The organism is Streptomyces sp. CWNU-52B (assembly GCF_047444975.1).
Classification (GTDB): domain Bacteria; phylum Actinomycetota; class Actinomycetes; order Streptomycetales; family Streptomycetaceae; genus Streptomyces.
This window is the reverse complement of record NZ_JBLFJV010000059.1, coordinates 1-18,979: the sequence shown is the minus strand read 5'-3', so window position 1 is coordinate 18,979 and position 18,979 is coordinate 1. Positions and strand designations below refer to the sequence as shown.

The following is an 18,979-nucleotide window of genomic DNA, read 5'->3' as shown; positions in this document are numbered from 1 at the left end:
CCGAGGGCACAGGCGTCCACCGCAGTCCAGCGAACCGGGGCCCGTACCTCGATGTCCGTGCACAGCCATTCGGCAGGTCAGTACGACACTGCCGCTGCAGCGTTCGACCAGGCCGGGCCGGCGACGACCGACACCGGTCACCCGCCCGAGCACCCGAGGCACGTGGTCACCGCCGTGCTTGTCTCGCACGACGGAGCCCGCTGGCTGCCCGACGCCCTCACCGGGCTCCTCGGCCAGGAACGCCCCGTACAGAACGCCGTGGCGGCCGACACCGGCAGCGGGGACGACTCCGCCCAGCTGGTCACCGACGCGCTCGGCGCCGACCGGGTGCTGCACCTCGCCCGGCGGACCGGCTTCGGCCAGGCCGTCGAGGAGGCCGTCCGCAGCGCGGGCGTGCTGACCCCGGACGACCTGCCGTACCTGAAGCGCCCCAGCAGCTGGGACCCGGTCACCCGCACCTGGCGCGACGACGCCTACGACCTGCCCGAGCTGCCGTACGGCGAGCCCGAGCAGTGGCTGTGGCTCCTGCACGACGACTGCGCCCCCGAGCCGGACGCCCTGGCCCAGCTGCTGCGCGTCGTGGAGAACGAGCGGGAGCTCGGCAAGGACGTCGCGGTCATCGGCCCCAAGCTCCGCGGCTGGTACGACCGCAGACAGCTCCTGGAAGTCGGCGTCACCATCGCCAACAGCGGCCGCCGCTGGACCGGCCTGGACCGGCGCGAGCAGGACCAGGGCCAGCACGACCACGTACAGCCCGTGCTGGCCGTGTCCACCGCAGGCATGCTGATCCGCCGCGACGTCTACGAGGAGCTCGGCGGCTTCGACCGCAGGCTGCCGCTGATGCGCGACGACATCGACCTGTGCTGGCGCGCCCAGTCCGCGGGCCACCGCGTCCTGATCGCCCCCGAAGCGGTCGTACGGCACGCGGAGGCGTCCTCCAGGGAGCGCCGCACCGTCGACTGCGTGGGCCGCACCTCCGCCTCCCCGCACAAGGTCGACAAGGCGGGCGCCACCTACACCCTCCTCGTCAACACCCGCAGCGCCGCCCTGCCCTGGGTCCTCGTGCGGCTCGTGCTCGGCACCCTGCTGCGCACGGTCGCGTACCTCGTCGGCAAGGCCCCCGGACAGGCGGTCGACGAGATCCGCGGCCTCCTGGGGACACTGCTGCGCCCCGAGCGCATCATCGCGGGCCGCCGCGGACGAGGCAGCCCCCAGGTCGACAAGGGTGAGCTGCGCGCGCTGTTCCCGCCCCCCGGCGCCACGGTCCGGGCCACCGTCGAACAGGCCGCGGGCAACCTCGTGGGCCGCTCCGACCCCGAGCTGAACGCGGCGGGACGGCACGGCAGCGCGGTCGAGTCAGGACCGGGCGGCGACGACGCCGAATTCCTTCAGGTCGAACAGTTCGCCCGCGTCAAGCGCCTCGCCCGCAAGCCCGGCCCGATGGTCTTCGTGGTCCTCCTCTTCTTCTCCCTCATCGCCTCCCGGGAACTCCTCGGCAGCGGCGCGCTCTCCGGCGGAGCCCTGCTGCCCGCCCCCGCCGACTCCTCCGGACTGTGGTCGCGCTACCTGGACGGCTGGCACCCGGTCGGGGCCGGCGGCACCCAGTCGGCGCCGCCCTACCTCGCGCTCCTCGCGATGCTCTCCAGCGTGCTGTTCGGCTCCACCGGACTCGCGGTCACCGTCCTGCTGATCGGCTCGGTACCGCTGGCCGGCTTCGCCGCCTACTTCGCCTCCCGGCCGCTCGTCGAGTCCCGCCTGCTGCGCGCCTGGGGGGCCGTCGCGTACGCCTTCCTGCCCGCCGCCACCGGCGCGCTCGCCGGCGGCCGTCTCGGCACCGCCGTCCTCGCCGTCCTGCTGCCGCTCATCGCGCGCGCGGGCATCGCGGCGAGCGGCCTCGCCGCCGAGAGCGGCCGCGGCAGCTGGCGGGCCACCTGGGCGTACGCGCTCCTGCTGACCCTCGCCACCGCGTTCACGCCGATCGTGTGGCCCATCGCGCTGGTGCTCGGAGTCGCTCTGGCGGCCGTGCGCCGCAGGGACCTCATCGCCTACGGGCCGCGGTTCCTGGCCCAGCTCGGCACCCCGCTGCTGGTCCTCGCCCCCTGGTCGCTCTCCCTGCTCCCGTTCGGCTTCTTCCAGGAGGCCGGTATGGAGTACGAGCCGGGGGCGGCCTCCGCCCTCGACCTGCTGGGCGCGAGCCCCGGCGGACCGGGGACGGTCGACGGCCTGATGCTCATCGGCATCGTGTGCGCCGCACTGGCCGCGCTGCTGCGCTCCGAGCGTCAGCTGGGCATCTGGACCGCCTGGGCGGCCGCGCTGGTGGCCCTCGTCTTCGCCGCCCTGTCGAACGGCTCGCCCTGGGCGGGACCGGCCACCCTCGTCTACGGCCTCGCCTTCCTCGCCGCCTCCGCGCTCGGCGCCGACGGGGCCCGCTCCCGCGTGGCCGAGCAGAGCTTCGGCTGGCGTCAGCCGGTCGCGGTGCTCATCGCCTTCGCCGCGGCCGCCGGGCCCCTGCTCATCGCCGCCGGCTGGATGATCCGCGGCGCCGACGGACCGCTGGAGCGACGCGACCCCGTCCAGGTGCCCGCGTTCGTCGCCGAGGAGAGCGGCACCCGCGACCAGGCCCGCACGCTCGTCCTCGACAGCGACTCGGCGGCCAGGGTCGGCTACACCCTCGTCCGCGGCTCCGGCGCCCGTCTCGGCGACGCCGAGCTGGCCGCGGCGGACGGCGAGAACGACCTGCTCGACAAGGTCGTCGCCAACCTCGTGGCGGGCTCCGGCGCCGACCAGGCCGACCAGCTCGGCGGCTTCGCCGTGCGGTACGTCCTGGTGCGCGACGGCGCGCCCCGCGAGGTCAGCCGGGTCCTGGACGCCACACCGGGCCTGAGCCGGCTCAGCCAGCAGGACGGCAGCGCCCTGTGGCGCGTCGACCGGCAGGTCGCGCGCGCGGCGATCGTTCCCGGGTCCGGCGACCCGCAGCCCATCGCGGCCGGCCCCGTCGAACTGCACACCGAGATCCCGGCCGGCGCCGACGGCCGCGTCCTGCGCCTGGCGGACACCGCCGACGAGGGCTGGACGGCCACCCTCGACGGGAAGCCGCTCACCAGGACCACCGTCGACGGCTGGGCGCAGGGCTTCGAGCTGCCCGCCACCGCGGGCCGCCTCGACGTCACCTTCGAGGCACCGGTGGGCCACACCGCCTGGCTGTGGGCGCAGGGCGCGCTCGCCGTCGTCCTCGTGGTGCTCGCGCTGCCGGGCCGGCGCCGCGACGTCGACGACGACCTGCCCGAGGAGGAGGCCGCCGTGCCCGTCCAGCCGGTCTCGGGCGACGGCCGCAGGGCGCGCAGGCTGCGCGCCCAGGCGGAGGCCGAGCAGGGCGAAGAGGGCGAGCGGGCCGAGCCGGGCGAGGAGACGGGGCAGGAGCCGCAGCCGGACCGGGCGTCGCGGCCCGACCCGTTCCCGTCCGACGTCCCGGCCGCGCTGGAGGAGGCCCCCGCGGCCGCCGCCCAGGTCCCGCAGCAGCAGGCCTACGGCGAGTGGGACACGACGGCGTACGCGGACGCCGAGTACGGCACCTACACCGGCGAGCAGTACCAGGGCGCCCCGCAGCCGCAGTACCCGGCGGGCGGCTACGACCAGCAGGGCCAGTACCAGCCCGACCCGTACCAGCAGGGCCAGTACCAGGCGGAGCCGTACCAGCAGGACCAGTTCCAGCAGCAGGGCCAGTACGACCCGTACGGGGAGTACGGCACGGGAAACGCGACGTACGACCCGTCGCAGACGTACGACCAGGGCTACGACCCGCAGTACGACCCGGCGCTCCAACAGCAACAGCAACAGCAGCAACAGCAGCACGGCACCGACAGTGAGCGCCCCGACGGGAGCCAGCAGTGAACCGCACCACCGTGTCCCTGATCGCCGGTGCGGCCGCGCTCGCCGCCGTCACCGGCTTCGCCTCGATGTCCGAGCCGGAGACCGCCGGCCCGGACCCGGCGAAGGCGGCCGCCCAGCTGCCCGTGGAGCGCACCAGCCTGCTCTGCCCGGCTCCCAGCACCTCGGACCTCGCGGAGACCGCGTACACGTCCTACACGCCCGTCACCAAGGGCACCGGTGCGAGCGGCAAGGCCGAACTGGTCGCCGCGGGCGCGCAGTCGGCCGACGGCAAGCAGGACGACAAGGACGCCGCGGACGAAAAGGGCGACCAGGACGACAAGAAGGAGAAGTCGAAGCCCGTCCTGACGCCGAAGGAGCCCGGGAAGCCGGTCACGGGGGAGACCTCAGGCGCCGAGTCGCCCGCGCTCGTCGGCACGGCCGAGGGCCGGTTCGCCCCCGGCTGGGCGGTCCAGCAGACCACGGGGGTCGAGGCGGGCAGCGGCCGCGGCCTGCTCGGCATCTCCTGCTCGGCCCCGGACACGGACTTCTGGTTCCCGGGCGCCAGCACCGCCAAGGAGCGCACGGACTACGCGCATCTGACCAACCCCGACGACTCCGCCGCCGTCGCCGACATCGAGCTGTACGGCAAGGACGGGGTCCTCAAGTCGACGGTCGGTGAGGGCGTCAAGATCCCGCCGCACTCCAGCGAGTCGGTGCTCCTTTCGACACTCATCGACGAGGCGCAGACCAACCTCACCGTGCACGTCACGGTCCGCAGCGGCCGGGTGGCCGCCGCCGTCGAGGCGGTCGACGACGCGCTCGGCGGTGACTGGCTCACCGCCTCCGCCGCTCCGGCGGGCAGCCTCGTCCTGCCGGGCATCCCGAAGGACGCCACCTCCGTGCGGCTGGTCGTCTTCGCGCCCGGTGAGGCCGACGCCGACCTGAAGCTGCGCCTCGCCTCGCCGACCGGCACGATCACCCCCGCCGGGAACGAGACGCTGCACGTGAAGGCGGGCATGACCGCCGCCGTCGACCTCGGCGACGTCACGCGCGGCGAGGCCGGTTCCCTGCTGCTGGCACCGACCGGCAGCTCCACGCCCGTCGTCGCGGCCCTGAGGGTCGTACGCGGCAAGGGCGATCAGCAGGAGACGGCGTTCATCCCCGCCACGGGTCCGGTGGGCGCGCGTGCGACGGCCGCCGACAACCGCTCCAAGGGTTCCACGCTCGCCCTGACCGCTCCGGGCAGCGCCGCGAAGGTCAAGGTCACGGCCTCCGCGGGCAGCGACGGCGGTACGGCCGCCTCGAAGACGTACACGATCAAGGCCGGCACCACGCAGAACGTCGAACTGCCCGAGCCCAGCGGCCTCAAGGGCACGTACGCGCTCACGGTGGAGCCGCTGTCCGGCGGTCCCGTGCACGCGTCGCGGATGCTGGAGGTGCCCGAGGGCGGCGTGCCGATGTTCACCGTGCAGACCCTCCCGGACGACCGGGGGACGGTGAAGGTGCCGGACGCGGAGCAGGACCTGTCGGTGCTGCAGAAGTAGCGGCGGCCGGGACTCAGGCAGCGAGGGCCGGGACGGAAGCAGCAGGGACCGGGACAGGGACCGGGGCGGCAGGGGCTTCGGCGGTCCTCCCGGAGGCGGCGGAGCTCACTCCTCCCCGTACCGGGGATCGACGGTCTCCGGGGTCAGCCCCAGCAGCTCGGCCACCTGCTCCACCACGACCTCGTGCACCAGCGCGGCCCGCTCGTCACGGCCCTTGGTACGGATCTCGACGGGCCGCCGGTAGACGATGACGCGGGCGGGCCGGCCCTCGTGCGCCGGGGTCGTGCCGCCGAGGGGCACCGCCTCGTCGCCCCAGTCCTCGTCACCGGCCGGATCGAACCGTGGCACGTCCAGCACCATGAACTCGATGTCGGAGAGCTGCGGCCACCGCCGCTCCAGCCGCTCCACGGAGTCCTGCACCAGATCCGCGAACACCTCGGCGCGGCTGGACGAGAGGGGCACCTGCGGCGGTGCCACCGGGCCACGCATCCCCCGCCCGTGTCGATCACGACGACGGGGCCTGGGTTCGGCGGGGCGGGGCGGTACGGGGTTGTCCATCACTCACGAAGAGTAGTCCCCGTGCCCGGTCCCCGCCCCGCACCCGGCACGTGTCCCGCCGGGGGCGCACGGCATGTCACAGGATGATCATTCCAGCCAAGGTTGGGCTTGTTTTCGCGCCTTCCAAGACCGTGGAAATCACAGCAATTAGCAGCGTTTACGCTGACTTGTGATCGCTCCCGATCCTGTCCGACATCTCGTCAACACCCGTACCCGCAGGTCAAATAGGCCCGCCGGGGACCCCTTGTGTCGGGTGTCACAGCGCGACACGGTGGGGTGACCCGGGGGTGAGTCGTCGCGGCCTGTTCGTGAGTGAGGTAGCGTCCAACCTCGTGAGCCCTGTACGTCGCTGTTCTCGCACCGCTTGCGGCCGTCCCGCCGTAGCGACGCTGACGTACGTCTACGCCGACTCGACCGCGGTCCTCGGCCCGCTCGCCACCTACGCCGAACCCCACTGCTACGACCTGTGCGCCGAGCACTCCGAGCGCCTCACCGCCCCGCGTGGCTGGGAGGTCGTCAGGCTCGCCGACAGCTCCGCTCCGTCCCGCCCCAGCGGCGACGACCTGGAAGCACTCGCCAACGCGGTCCGCGAGGCGGCCCGTCCGCAGGACCGCGGCACGCGGCCGGGCGGCGGCAACGCCCGCGGGGCGGACCCGATGGAGGTCGCCCGCCGCGGCCACCTGCGGGTCCTGCGCTCACCGGACTCCTGAACCGGACGCCGCGGCACTCCTGAGCCGGACATCCGCAACCCGCCCTCTCCACGTGTGCGTTCGGTGCGCGTTTCATTCGATGGCGCACGACCATTGACGCGCGCTTGTCGCGGACACGACGATTTCCCCGGCCCGTGAGAAATTGATTTCCGCATCGCGGAATCGGGGGAGGCTCCGTGTACGTCCAGGAACTTGAGCCGGTGGCCGATTCGCTCGGCCTCTCCGCACTCGTCGCGACCCTGCCCCTCGTGCTCGTCCTCGTCCTGCTCGGCGGGGTCCGTATGAAGGCACACCTGGCCGGCCTCATCGGCCTCGCGGCCGCGGCCCTCGTCGCCTGGCTCGCGTACGGCATGCCGGTCGGTCAGACACTCTCCAGCGCCGCCCAGGGAGCGGTGTTCGGCCTCTTCCCCATCCTGTGGATCGTCGTCAACGCCCTCTGGGTGTACCGGATGACCGTCCGCACCCGGCACTTCGACATCCTGCGCCGCTCCTTCGGGCGGCTCTCCGACGACCCCCGCATCCAGGCGCTCGTCGTCGCGTTCTGCTTCGGCGCGCTCCTGGAAGCCCTCGCGGGCTTCGGCGCGCCCGTCGCGATCTGCTCGGTGATGCTCGTCGCGCTCGGCTTCGACCCCGTCCGCGCCGCGGTGGTCGCGCTCGTCGCCAACACCGCGCCGGTCGCCTTCGGGGCGATGGGCACACCGGTCGTGACACTGGCCCAGGTCACCGACCTGCCCCTGGACACCGTCGCCTCCGTGGTGGGCCGGCAGACCCCGCTGCTCGCCCTCGTGGTGCCCCTGGTGCTCGTCTTCCTGGTGGACGGGCGACGGGGCCTGCGGGAGACCTGGGTGCCCGCGGCGGTGTGCGGAGTGGCCTTCGCCGCCGCCCAGTTCGCCGCCTCCAACTACGTCTCCGCCCAACTCGCCGACATCGGGGCCGCCCTGGCCGGCGCGGCCGCGCTGGTGGCGGTGCCGCACGCGCGCAGGCCAGCCACCGAGCCCGTACGCGCCGCGGTCCTGACGGGCGTACGCAGCGAGGACCTGGACGAGGAGGACCCGCGCCGCGAGGTGCTGCGCGCGTACGCCCCGTACGTACTGATCGTCGTGATCTTCTCGATCGCGCAGATCCCGGCGCTCAAGGACCAGTTGGCGAAAGCCACCCGGGTCTTCGACTGGCCCTTCCTGAACGTCGTGAACCCGGACGGCGACCCGGTCGGCGGCAACCTCTTCACCTGGCCGATCGTGTCCACCGGAGGCACGCTGGTGCTGCTCGCCGGGGTGTGCACGGCGGCCGTGCTCGGGGTGCACGCGCGCGTGGCGTTCAAGGAGTACGTGGCCACCGTCCACGAGTTGAGGTACGCGATCCTCACCGTCACCTCCGTCCTGGCGCTCGCCTACGTGATGAACCTGTCCGGACAGGCCGCCACCATCGGCCACTTCGTGGCGGCGGCCGGCGCGGGACTCGCCTTCCTGTCACCCGTCCTCGGCTGGTTCGGCGTGGCGGTCTCCGGCTCCGACACCTCGGCGAACGCGCTCTTCGGCGCCCTCCAGGTGACCGCGGCGAACCAGTCGGGCCTCTCCCCGGAGCTCCTCGCGGCGGCCAACAGCTCGGGCGGGGTGCTGGGCAAGATGATCTCGCCGCAGAACCTCACCATCGCCTGCGCGGCGGTCGGGCTCGCGGGCCGCGAGGGGGACGTACTGCGCAAGGTGCTTCCCTGGAGCCTCGGACTCCTGCTGGTCATGTGCCTGATCGTCGTCGGGCAGAGCTCGCCGGTCCTGGAATGGATGCTCCCGTAAGGTCCGCTCAGCCTCCGCACAGCCGAGTGTCGGTCCGGGCGGGTAGTTTGGGGTGACCGTTGAGGACTCCAGGAGGCTTGGCCGTGACCGCTGATCTGTCGCAGCTCGTTAAGGCGTACGACGTACGCGGGGTGGTCCCGGACCAGTGGGACGAGGAACTGGCCGAGCTGTTCGGCGCGGCCTTCGTCCAGGTGACGGGGGCGGAGGCGATCGTGACCGGGCACGACATGCGTCCCTCGTCCCCCGGTCTGTCGCGGGCCTTCGCGCGCGGGGCGGCGGCGCGCGGCGTCGACGTGACCGAGATCGGGCTGTGCTCGACGGACCAGCTGTACTACGCGTCGGGGGCGTTCGACCTCCCCGGCGCGATGTTCACGGCCTCGCACAACCCGGCCCGATACAACGGCATCAAGATGTGCCGGGCGGGCGCGGCCCCCGTCGGCCAGGACACCGGCCTCACCGAGATCCGCGAGCTCGTCGAGTCCTGGGCCGGCTCGGGAGCCCCGTCCTCGGACGCGGCCCCGGGCACGATCGTCCAGCGGGACACCCTGGACGACTACGCGGCGCACCTGCGCGGCCTCGTCGACCTGACCTCGATCCGCCCCCTGAAGGTCGTGGTCGACGCGGGCAACGGCATGGGCGGACACACCGTCCCGACCGTCTTCGCGGGCCTGCCCCTGACCCTCGTACCGATGTACTTCGAACTGGACGGCACGTTCCCGAACCACGAGGCGAACCCGCTGGACCCGGCGAACATCGTCGACCTCCAGAAGCGCGTCCGTGAGGAGGCCGCCGACCTCGGTGTCGCCTTCGACGGCGACGCGGACCGCTGTTTCGTCGTCGACGAGCGCGGCGAGCCGGTCTCCCCGTCCGCGATCACGGCCCTGGTCGCCGCCCGCGAGCTGGCCCGGCACGGCGGCAAGGGCATCGTCATCCACAACCTGATCACCTCCTGGTCGGTCCCCGAGGTCGTCCGGGAGAACGGCGGCACACCGGTACGCACGCGCGTGGGCCACTCCTTCATCAAGGCCGAGATGGCCACCTCCGGGGCGATCTTCGGCGGCGAGCACTCCGCGCACTACTACTTCAAGGACTTCTGGAACGCGGACACGGGGATGCTCGCCGCGCTCCACGTCCTGGCCGCCCTCGGGGGCCAGGAGGGCACGCTGTCCGCGCTCGTCGCCCAGTACGACCGCTATGCCGGATCCGGCGAGATCAACTCCACGGTCGACGACCAGACGGCGCGTCTCGCCGCGATCAGGACGGCGTACGAGGGCCGCGAGGGTGTCACCCTCGACGAACTCGACGGGCTCACCGTCACGGCGGCAAACTGGTGGTTCAACGTCCGCCCGTCCAACACGGAGCCGCTGCTGCGGCTGAACGCGGAGGCGCGGGACGAGGCGACGATGGCGGGGGTCCGCGACGAGGTCCTGACGATCATCCGCGGCTGACCCACGGCGCTGTCGTTGCCGGGTGCGGGCTGTGTGTGGCCGGTCGCGCGGTTCCCCGCGCCCCTGAGAGGCGGGGCTGCGCCCCGGCTTTCAGCGCCGCCCGGCCGATACTTTCCGGGCCCGGCCGTGCGGTGGGGTTTTTCAGCCTGTCCGGCGTTTGAGGACGAGCGCGTTCAGCGCGACCCGGGGGGCGTGGGCGCAGCCCCGCCTTCAAGGGGCGCGGGGAACCGCGCGACCAGCCCCCACCCACCCGCGGCGGTACCCTGACCACGCCCCATCACCACACAGTCCACCCCCCTGGAAGGGACCTGAAACATGCCGCTAGAAGCCGGCCTCCTGGAGATCCTCGCCTGCCCGGCCTGCCACGCCCCCCTCCAGGAGCAGGAGACCGAGCTCGTCTGCACCGGCCAGGACTGCGGCCTGGCCTACCCCGTCCGGGACGACATCCCCGTCCTCCTCGTGGACGAGGCCCGCCGCCCCGCGTAACCCCGCAGGACCGCGCAAGACCCCCGCCAGGCGTCCGGAGGCTGCCCACCATGCTCGACGAATCACTCCTCGACGACCAGGAGGCGCTGGCCCGCGCGGACCGGCGGGACCTGCTCCGCGGCGCGGCCGAGGCGGGCGCCCGCGTACGCACCGCCGTCCGGCACGCCACCGAGGCCGGCATCGGCGACCTCAAGCCCGACGGCCGCCCCCGCGCCATCCTCACCGCGGGCCCCGGCCTGGCCGCCACCTGCGTCGCCGACCTCCTCGGCTCGCTGGCCGGCGCCGCCTGCCCCGTCACCCGGCTCACCCCCCGCGGTGTCGCCCCCGCGGCGGGCGCCCTGCTCTGGGAACTCCCCGGCTGGGCGGGCCCGGTGGACCTGCTCCTGATCGCCACGCCCGACGGCAGCGAACCCGGCCTCTCGCTCCTCGTCGAGCAGGCCTACCGCCGCGGCCTCACCGTCGTCGCCGTCTGCCCGCCCGGCACCCCGCTGCCCGACGCGGTCGCGGGTGCCCACGGCCTCGCCGTCCCGATGGCGACCGCCCCCTACGAACCGCAGGCCCCGGCCACCGCCTCGGCCCCCGGCTCGCTGTGGGCGCTGCTCACCCCGCTGCTCGCGCTGCTCGACCGCACCGGCCTCCTGTCCGCTCCGCCCGAGGCGCTGCAGAAGGTCGCCGACCGGCTCGACCAGGTCGCCGAGCGCTGCGGCCCCGCCATCGCGACCTACAGCAACCCCGCCAAGACGCTGGCCGCCGAACTCTCCGAGGCGCTCCCGGTGATCTGGACCGAGGGCGACTCCGCGGGCCCGGCGGGCCGCCGCTTCGTCGCCGCCCTCGCCGAACTCGCGGGCCGCCCCGCGCTCACCGCCGAACTGCCCGAGGCACTGGCCGCGCACAGCGTCCTCCTCGCGGGCGCGCTGGCGGCGGGGGCCGACCCCGACGACTTCTTCCGCGACCGGGTGGAGGAGGCACAGGTCATCCACGCGCGCGTGGTCCTGCTGCGCGACCGCCCGGCCGGCGGCCGCACCGCCGCCCCCGCCGCCCGCGAACTGGCCTTCAGCCACGACACGGCGATCAGCGAACTCGAACCGGAGGAGGGCGGGGACCTGGAAACCCTCGCCGAACTGATCGCCGTCACGGATTTCGCCGCCGTTTACCTGGCGCTCGCCTCGACGGCCTGACCTTGAGATCTTGAGATCTCGCGCCACGCCTCCCACGGAGAAGACAGCACATGGACCGCCTCGACAACACCGTCCGCCCCTACGCCTGGGGCTCCACCACGGCCATCCCGCGCCTCCTCGGCGTGCGGCCGACCGGTGAGCCGCAGGCCGAGATGTGGATGGGCGCCCACCCGGGCGCACCCTCACGCACCCCCCGCGGCCCCCTCACCGAGGTGATCGACGCGGACCCCGAGCGTGAACTGGGCCCCGAGGCGGTCGCCAGGTTCGGCCCGCGCCTGCCGTTCCTGCTGAAGATCCTCGCCGCGGGCGCCCCCCTCTCCCTCCAGGTCCACCCCGACCTCACCCAGGCCAAGGAGGGGTACGCGGACGAGGAGCGCCGCGGCGTCCCGATCGACGTACCGCACCGCAACTACAAGGACGCCAACCACAAGCCCGAACTGATCTGCGCGCTCACGGAGTTCGACGGCCTGTGCGGATTCCGCGCCCCCCTGGCGGCCGCCGCGCTGCTCGCGGCCCTGGAGGTCGACTCCCTCACGCCGTACGTCGATCTGCTGCACGCCCACCCCGAAGAGGCCGCGCTGCGCGAGGTGCTGACCGCAGTACTTACCGCCGACCGCGAGCTGATGGCCACCACGGTCACCGAGGCCGCCGCGGCCTGCGCCCGGCTCGGCGGCGCCCACGCCCCGTACGCCGGTATCGCCCAGCACTACCCCGGCGACCCGGGTGTCATCGCCGCGATGCTCCTCAATCACGTACGACTGCAGCCCGGCGAGGCCCTGTTCCTCGGCGCCGGTGTGCCGCACGCGTATCTGAACGGCCTCGGCGTCGAGATCATGGCCAACTCCGACAACGTGCTGCGCTGCGGACTCACGCCCAAGCACGTCGACGTCCCCGAACTGCTGCGGATCGTCCGCTTCGAGGCGGGCGACCCGGGCGTACTGCGCCCCGAGGCGTCCCCGGACGGCGAGGAGGTCTACGAGACCCCCATCGACGAGTTCCGCCTCTCCCGGTACGTCCTCCCGGAAGGCGGCCCCGCCCACGACCTCACCCGCCGCACCCCGCAGATCCTGCTGTGCACCGAGGGCTCCGTACGGACTGGCTCCGGACAGGCGGAACCCGGACAGGCGGGGGACACCACGCTCACCCCCGGCGGTTCGGTCTTCGTACCGGCGAGCGAAAAGGTGGAAGTATCCGGGAGCGGGACGATTTTCCGGGCCACGGTCGTCGCCTGAGGGACCCTCAGTGGCGGCCTGGCGCTCCACGGCCGGACCGGGCTGCAACAATGGCCCACCGCAAAGGGCAGGCAAAGCGCGCCCGGCGGTCCGGCGGCCCGACAGCGGCCGGGCGACAGCCGGACGGCAGCCGAGTGGCAGACGAAGGGACATCGGGAACACATGAGCGCGTCAGGCGGCACCAAGGCGATCGTGGCGGCACTCGCCGCCAACCTCGCGATCGCGGTAGCGAAGTTCGTGGCGTTCCTCTTCAGTGGTTCGTCGTCGATGCTCGCCGAGTCCGTGCACTCGCTCGCCGACTCCGGCAACCAGGGCCTGCTGCTCCTCGGCGGCAAGAAGGCCAAGCGCGAGGCGACCCCGCAACACCCCTTCGGCTACGGCCGCGAGCGCTACATCTACGCCTTCCTCGTCTCGATCGTCCTCTTCTCGGTCGGCGGCATGTTCGCGATCTACGAGGGCTACGAGAAGATCAAGCACCCGCACGAGCTGGAGCACTGGTACTGGCCGGTGGGCGTCCTCCTCTTCGCGATCATCGCCGAGTCCTTCTCCTTCCGGACGGCCATCAAGGAGTCCAACCACACGCGCGGCAAGCAGTCCTGGGTCGACTTCGTACGCCACGCCAAGGCGCCCGAGCTGCCGGTCGTCCTCCTGGAGGACTTCGGCGCGCTGGTCGGTCTGGTCCTCGCGCTCGGCGGTGTGGGCCTGGCCCTGGGCACGGGCGACGGCGTCTGGGACGGCATCGGCACCCTCTGCATCGGCATCCTGCTCATCCTCATCGCGATCGTCCTGGCCGTGGAGACCAAGTCGCTGCTCCTGGGCGAGGCCGCCGGCACCGAGGCGGTCGAGAAGATCGAGGCCGCGATCGTCGACGGCGACACCGTCACCGGCATCATCCACATGCGCACGCTCCACCTCGGCCCCGAGGAACTGCTGGTCGCCGCCAAGATCGCGGTGCAGCACGACGACACGGCCGCCGAGGTCGCCTCGGCCATCAACGCCGCCGAGTCCCGCATCCGCGAGGCAGTCCCGATCGCCCGCGTCATCTACCTCGAACCCGACATCTACACCGTGGCCGAGGCCGTGAAGGGCGCGGACCCGGAGGCCTCCCCGGGCGGCCCGGTACCGACCGCCGAGCACTGACCCCGAGCACCGGCCGCCGGTCGCTCTTCTCCCTCTTCCTCCCGCCCTGTCGCCCTTGTCCCCACCCCGCCGGGCCCTCGAAATGTGCTTGATCTGTTCGCCGGCGGGCTGGGGTCCACTGCTCCGATCGGTGTAGATTCGAAACCGAGCCAGACGTCGCTGCTGATGGCGGTCGGGCGGCCCCAGCGGGCCGGCCGAGGGAGAGAGGGCCTCCGACGGACTGCGCTGCGCAAGGCACCGGGCATTCGTGTGCCCCGTGGGCGCTCTTCGTGCCCGCAGCCGCGCAGACCAGCCGAATCCGACCTCGCCCCAACCCGAGGAGCAGCTCGTATGACCACTGTCGACAACCGACAGGACTTCAAGGTCGCCGACCTCTCCCTTGCCGACTTCGGTCGCAAGGAGATCACTCTCGCCGAGCACGAGATGCCCGGCCTGATGTCCATCCGCAAGGAGTACGCCGCCGCGCAGCCCCTCGCCGGCGCCCGGGTCACCGGCTCCCTGCACATGACCGTGCAGACCGCCGTGCTCATCGAGACGCTGACCGCCCTGGGCGCCGACGTCCGCTGGGCCTCCTGCAACATCTTCTCCACCCAGGACCACGCCGCGGCCGCCATCGCGGTCGGCCCGAACGGCACGCCGGACGACCCCCAGGGCGTCCCGGTCTTCGCCTGGAAGGGCGAGACCCTGGAGGAGTACTGGTGGTGCACGGAGCAGGCGCTGACCTGGCCGAACACCCCCACCGGCGGCCCGAACATGATCCTGGACGACGGCGGCGACGCCACGATGCTCGTCCACAAGGGCGTCGAGTACGAGAAGGACGGCAAGGTCCCGTCCGTCGACACCGCTGAGAACGAAGAGCACAGCGTCGTCCTGGCGCTCCTCAACCGGACGATCTCCGGCGGCTCGCAGAAGTGGACCCAGGTCGCCTCCGAGATCCGCGGTGTGACCGAGGAGACCACGACCGGCGTCCACCGCCTCTACGAGATGCAGCGCGACGGCACCCTCCTGTTCCCGGCGATCAACGTGAACGACGCCGTCACCAAGTCGAAGTTCGACAACAAGTACGGCTGCCGCCACTCCCTGATCGACGGCATCAACCGCGCCACCGACGTCCTCATCGGCGGCAAGACCGCGGTCGTCTTCGGCTACGGCGACGTGGGCAAGGGCTGCGCGGAGTCCCTGCGCGGTCAGGGCGCCCGCGTGATCATCACCGAGATCGACCCGATCTGCGCACTGCAGGCGGCGATGGACGGCTTCCAGGTCACGACCCTCGACGAGGTCGTCGACAAGGCCGACATCTTCGTCACCACGACCGGCAACAAGGACATCATCATGGCCTCGGACATGGCCAAGATGAAGCACCAGGCGATCGTGGGCAACATCGGCCACTTCGACAACGAGATCGACATGGCCGGCCTCGCGCAGATCCCCGGCATCGTCAAGGACGAGGTCAAGCCGCAGGTCCACACCTGGAAGTTCCCCGACGGCAAGGTGCTCATCGTCCTCTCCGAGGGCCGCCTGCTGAACCTGGGCAACGCGACCGGCCACCCGTCGTTCGTGATGTCCAACTCGTTCGCGGACCAGACCCTGGCCCAGATCGAGCTCTACACCAAGCCCGCGGAGTACCCGACCGACGTCTACGTGCTGCCCAAGCACCTCGACGAGAAGGTCGCCCGCCTCCACCTCGACGCGCTCGGCGTGAAGCTCACGACGCTCCGCCCCGAGCAGGCCTCGTACATCGGTGTCGAGGTCGAGGGCCCGTACAAGTCGGACCACTACCGCTACTGAGCCCAGCGCTCACCGGACGGTTGTCAGCAGGCCCTCGCCCTCACCGGCGGGGGCCTGCCCCATACGAGGACCCGGACCACCATGCCCCGCGGCCGATATTCGCTCCATGACCCGCACGACCACACCCCTCTCGCCGAAGAACGGTTCCACTGCGCGCCCGGCCCCTCCGGCTGGCGCTACGTCTCCCAACTGACCATCCCCTCCGGCGAGGCAGCCGGCTCCGTCGACCTCGCCCTCGACGACCGCGGCCGCCCCATCCGCCTCGAACTCCACGCCTCGGGCTGGCAGGTCCGCGCCGCCGCCCTCGACGGCGTCACCTGGGTCCGTACCGACCCCACGGGAGATCACGCCACCGAAGGCAATGTCCGCGCCCACGCCTTCACCGGTACGTCCCCCGCCTTCCTCGTCGCCACCGCACGTCTGCTGCGCCTCACCCCCGATGCCTCCGCCGCCTCCGCCACGCGTGTACGCCTCGTCGCCTTCACGGACCCGGTCCTCGCCCCGCGCACCCTCGACCAGTCCTGGGCCCTGATCACGAGAGAAACACACGCCACTGACAACGGCCCCCTGGCCGTGGAGGAGTACCAGGTCACAGCCCTGGACACCGGTGAACAGCACACCGTTCACCTCTCCGGCGACGTGGTGCTCTCCGCCCCCGGGATCGAGTTGGAGGACCTCGAATCACCGCCGTCGGTCTTCACCTGACGACGGTGCGGCTCGGGGCCGGGTATCAGCCGGACGGGTATCAGCAGGCGGGGATCAGGCAGGCGGGGCGAACCCGGTGGAGGGTCGCTCCGCGTCGGCCGCCCGCACGGCGGCAGGGGTCGCGGCCGGGGCCGGAGCGGAGTCGGGGAACGGGGCCTGAGGCTGGACCCGCGGTTGAACGGCACCGCCGCCGTACGGCATCACCGGAGCACCAGGAGCACCCGGGCCACCGATCTGCCCACCGCCGACGTCCCCACCACCGAACGACCGCCGTATCTCCCGCGCCTGCCGCTCCTGCATCACGGCCGCCAGGAACGCCGCCGGCGGAACCCCGGGCGGCGCCGGAGTCCCGGTGCGTTCGGCGACGTCGGCCGCGAGCCGCTGCGCCATGGCCCAGCCGATCTGCGGATCCAGCTGCTGCATCCGCGTCAGGTACTGCCGCACGGCCAGCCACAGCCCGTCCGGGACCCCGGACAGATCAAGCGCGGAGAACCGCCCCGCCAGCCACGGCGGCGGAGGGGGAACGAAGGACGTACGCCCGGTGGGAATGCGTTCCCGCACGACCAGGGTCCCCGCGAACACGTCACCGAGCCGCCGTCCCCGCGCCGACACGAGCGACGCGACGCACGCCACGACCCCGAACGTCATCAGGATCTCGACCACACCGACCGCCCCGCGCACCAGCGCGTGCCGGAACCGGATGGGCCCGCCGTCGTCCCGTACCACCCGCAGCCCGCACGCCAGCTTTCCGAGAGAGCGCCCATGACTGAGGGTCTCCACCGCGATCGGCCCGCCGACCAGCAGAAGAAGGAACGCGGCGATCGACACCGCGGCCTGCGCCGCCTCGTCGAGAGCGGCCGTGGACAGCACCAGGGCGATCATCACGGCGACATAGGCGGCCACCGCCACCACCAGGTCGAGCACCACGGCCAGTACCCGGCTCGGCAGCTTCGCGGGGCGCAACTCCAGCGCCACCGCCTCGCCCGTCACAAGCTCACTCATCGCCCCGCCGTCCTTCCCCGAACCGCCTTGAGAACAGCCAGTCTGCCAAGCTGAGGCACAACACGCCGCAGTGCGACAAGCTGACCACACGACGAGCAGCCGAGGAGCAGCCGACCCGATGGACCTCGACGTCTTCGTGTCCGCCCACAGGGCCGAGTGGGACCGGCTGGACGCGCTTCTCCGCCGTCAGCGCCGGCTCACCGGCGCGGAGGCCGACGAACTGGTCTCCCTCTACCAGCGCACGGCGACCCATCTCTCCCTGATCCAGTCCAGCGCCCCGGACCCCCAGCTCACCGGCCGCCTCAGTCAACTGGTGGCCCGCGCGCGCAGTGCCGTGACAGGCACCCGCCGGGCTTCCTGGCGCGATGTCACGCGCTTCCTCACGCACGGGTTCCCCGCCGCGGTCTACCGGGCGCGCCACTGGTGGGTCCCGACCGCGCTCCTGTCCACCGCGCTGGCCGTCGTCCTGGCGTGGTGGATCGGCACCCACCCCGAGGTGCAGTCCTCGATCGCGGCCCCGAGCCAGCTGCGGGAGCTCACGCGCCCCGGCGGCCAGTACGAGTCGTACTACTCCAGCCATCCCGCGACGTCCTTCGCGGCCCAGGTGTGGACGAACAACGCCCAGGCGGCCGCGATGTGCCTGGTGCTGGGGGCCTTCCTGTGCCTGCCGGTCATCTGGATCCTCTTCCAGAACATGCTCAATGTGGGGGTGGGCCTCGGCCTGATGTCCTCGGCGGGCCGCCTGGACACGTTTCTCGGCCTGCTCCTCCCGCACGGCCTCCTGGAGCTGACCGCCGTCTTCGTAGCGGCCGGCACGGGACTGCGGCTGGGGTGGACGGTCATCGACCCGGGCCCGCGTACGCGCCGCGCGGCGCTCGCCGAGGAGGGCCGCGCCGCCCTGGGCATGGCGATAGGCCTGGCGCTGGTCCTCTTCGTCTCGGGCGCCATCGAAGGCTTCGTCACCCCGTCGGGCCTGCCGACCTGGGCCCGCATCGGCATCGGCATCGCCGCCGAAGTGCTCTTCCTCGCGTACGTCTATGTCCTGGGCGGACGTGCGGCGCGGGCCGGCGAGACGGGCGACGTCGAGGAGTCCGAGCGCAGTGCCTCCGTGCCGACCGCGGCCTGATGTGCGGGTACACCGGCCAGGCTGCTACTCTCCTCCTCGCCCCACAAAAACCGTTGACACGGAACGTGTGGGGAGGTAGATTCGAACAGTTGCCTAGAGCTGGACAAGCTCGGCGGTGGCAGTTAGCATCTGTCAGCTCCCTGGAATTCGATTCCGGTGGAGCACCTCCCGATAATTCAGGAATTGAACGGCCGGTCAGGCCGGTCGAAAACTTCTGATAAAGTCGGACTAGCCGAAAGAGAGCCGCAAGGCGATCAAATAGGCAAGGCCTACCAACTGGCCACCGGAAATGAATTCCGAACCGGAAACGGAACGGAAAACGGATCTGGTAAGGTTGGAAACACGAAGGGAAGCGCCCGGAGGAAAGCCCGAGAGGGTGAGTACAAAGGAAGCGTCCGT

14 protein-coding genes are annotated in these 18,979 nt (G+C 72.2%); 12 read left to right on the top strand and 2 right to left on the bottom strand.

The annotated features are described in order from the left end of the window. Positions 1-51 precede the first annotated feature (51 nt). Together ACLVWQ_RS37735 and ACLVWQ_RS37730 are read left to right on the top strand one after the other, a co-directional pair. Positions 52-3,891: a glycosyltransferase gene (locus ACLVWQ_RS37735; protein WP_414113815.1), complete on the top strand. Its 3,840-nt coding sequence runs from the start codon at positions 52-54 to the stop codon at positions 3,889-3,891. Beyond that, positions 3,888-5,414 (top strand): DUF5719 family protein, encoded by a 1,527-nt coding sequence (locus ACLVWQ_RS37730; RefSeq protein ID WP_414113814.1) that lies wholly within the window; start codon positions 3,888-3,890, stop codon positions 5,412-5,414. Before ACLVWQ_RS37735 ends, ACLVWQ_RS37730 begins: the two co-directional genes overlap by 4 nt. Positions 5,415-5,519: 105 nt before the next feature. Here the strand turns inward: ACLVWQ_RS37730 and ACLVWQ_RS37725 are convergent, their stop codons facing one another. Continuing rightward, complete coding sequence (locus ACLVWQ_RS37725) at positions 5,520-5,972, bottom strand: metallopeptidase family protein (RefSeq protein ID WP_414113872.1); 453 nt, start codon at positions 5,970-5,972, stop codon at positions 5,520-5,522. Between the two features lie 332 nt (positions 5,973-6,304). Here ACLVWQ_RS37725 and ACLVWQ_RS37720 point away from each other — a divergent pair, with 332 nt between their 5' ends. The 9 genes from ACLVWQ_RS37720 (at position 6,305) to ACLVWQ_RS37680 (ending at position 16,452) form a co-directional block, all read left to right on the top strand. Next, the gene (locus ACLVWQ_RS37720; protein WP_414113813.1) at positions 6,305-6,682 is read left to right on the top strand and encodes a DUF3499 domain-containing protein; all 378 of its coding nucleotides are present in this window, start codon (positions 6,305-6,307) and stop codon (positions 6,680-6,682) included. 176 nt (positions 6,683-6,858) lie between these two features. Next, a complete protein-coding gene (locus ACLVWQ_RS37715) occupies positions 6,859-8,475 on the top strand; it encodes an L-lactate permease (protein ID WP_414113812.1) in 1,617 nt (538 codons plus the stop codon). An 83-nt stretch (positions 8,476-8,558) separates the two neighbouring features. Beyond that, positions 8,559-9,923 carry a phosphomannomutase/phosphoglucomutase gene (locus ACLVWQ_RS37710; protein ID WP_414113811.1) on the top strand — a complete coding sequence of 455 codons (1,365 nt, stop codon included), beginning with the start codon at positions 8,559-8,561 and terminating at the stop codon, positions 9,921-9,923. 315 nt (positions 9,924-10,238) lie between these two features. Further along, positions 10,239-10,409, top strand: coding sequence for a Trm112 family protein (locus tag ACLVWQ_RS37705; protein WP_414113810.1), 171 nt, complete (start codon positions 10,239-10,241; stop codon positions 10,407-10,409). Between the two features lie 50 nt (positions 10,410-10,459). Then, on the top strand, positions 10,460-11,587 hold the full coding sequence (locus tag ACLVWQ_RS37700; protein WP_414113809.1) for an SIS domain-containing protein: 1,128 nt from the start codon (positions 10,460-10,462) through the stop codon (positions 11,585-11,587). A gap of 50 nt (positions 11,588-11,637) precedes the next feature. Continuing rightward, a complete protein-coding gene (gene manA, locus ACLVWQ_RS37695; RefSeq protein ID WP_414113808.1) occupies positions 11,638-12,819 on the top strand; it encodes a mannose-6-phosphate isomerase, class I in 1,182 nt (393 codons plus the stop codon). 162 nt (positions 12,820-12,981) lie between these two features. Then, positions 12,982-13,959 carry a cation diffusion facilitator family transporter gene (locus tag ACLVWQ_RS37690; protein ID WP_414113807.1) on the top strand — a complete coding sequence of 326 codons (978 nt, stop codon included), beginning with the start codon at positions 12,982-12,984 and terminating at the stop codon, positions 13,957-13,959. Between the two features lie 330 nt (positions 13,960-14,289). Then, a complete protein-coding gene (gene ahcY / locus ACLVWQ_RS37685) occupies positions 14,290-15,747 on the top strand; it encodes an adenosylhomocysteinase (protein WP_414113806.1) in 1,458 nt (485 codons plus the stop codon). A gap of 81 nt (positions 15,748-15,828) precedes the next feature. After that, positions 15,829-16,452, top strand: coding sequence for a hypothetical protein (locus ACLVWQ_RS37680; RefSeq protein ID WP_414113805.1), 624 nt, complete (start codon positions 15,829-15,831; stop codon positions 16,450-16,452). A gap of 54 nt (positions 16,453-16,506) precedes the next feature. Here ACLVWQ_RS37680 and ACLVWQ_RS37675 read toward each other — a convergent pair whose 3' ends face one another. After that, entirely contained in the window at positions 16,507-17,454 is a 948-nt protein-coding gene (locus ACLVWQ_RS37675; protein WP_414113804.1) for an RDD family protein, read from the bottom strand. A gap of 118 nt (positions 17,455-17,572) precedes the next feature. Here ACLVWQ_RS37675 and ACLVWQ_RS37670 point away from each other — a divergent pair, with 118 nt between their 5' ends. Next, positions 17,573-18,580, top strand: coding sequence for a stage II sporulation protein M (locus ACLVWQ_RS37670; protein WP_414113803.1), 1,008 nt, complete (start codon positions 17,573-17,575; stop codon positions 18,578-18,580). Positions 18,581-18,979 lie beyond the last annotated feature (399 nt).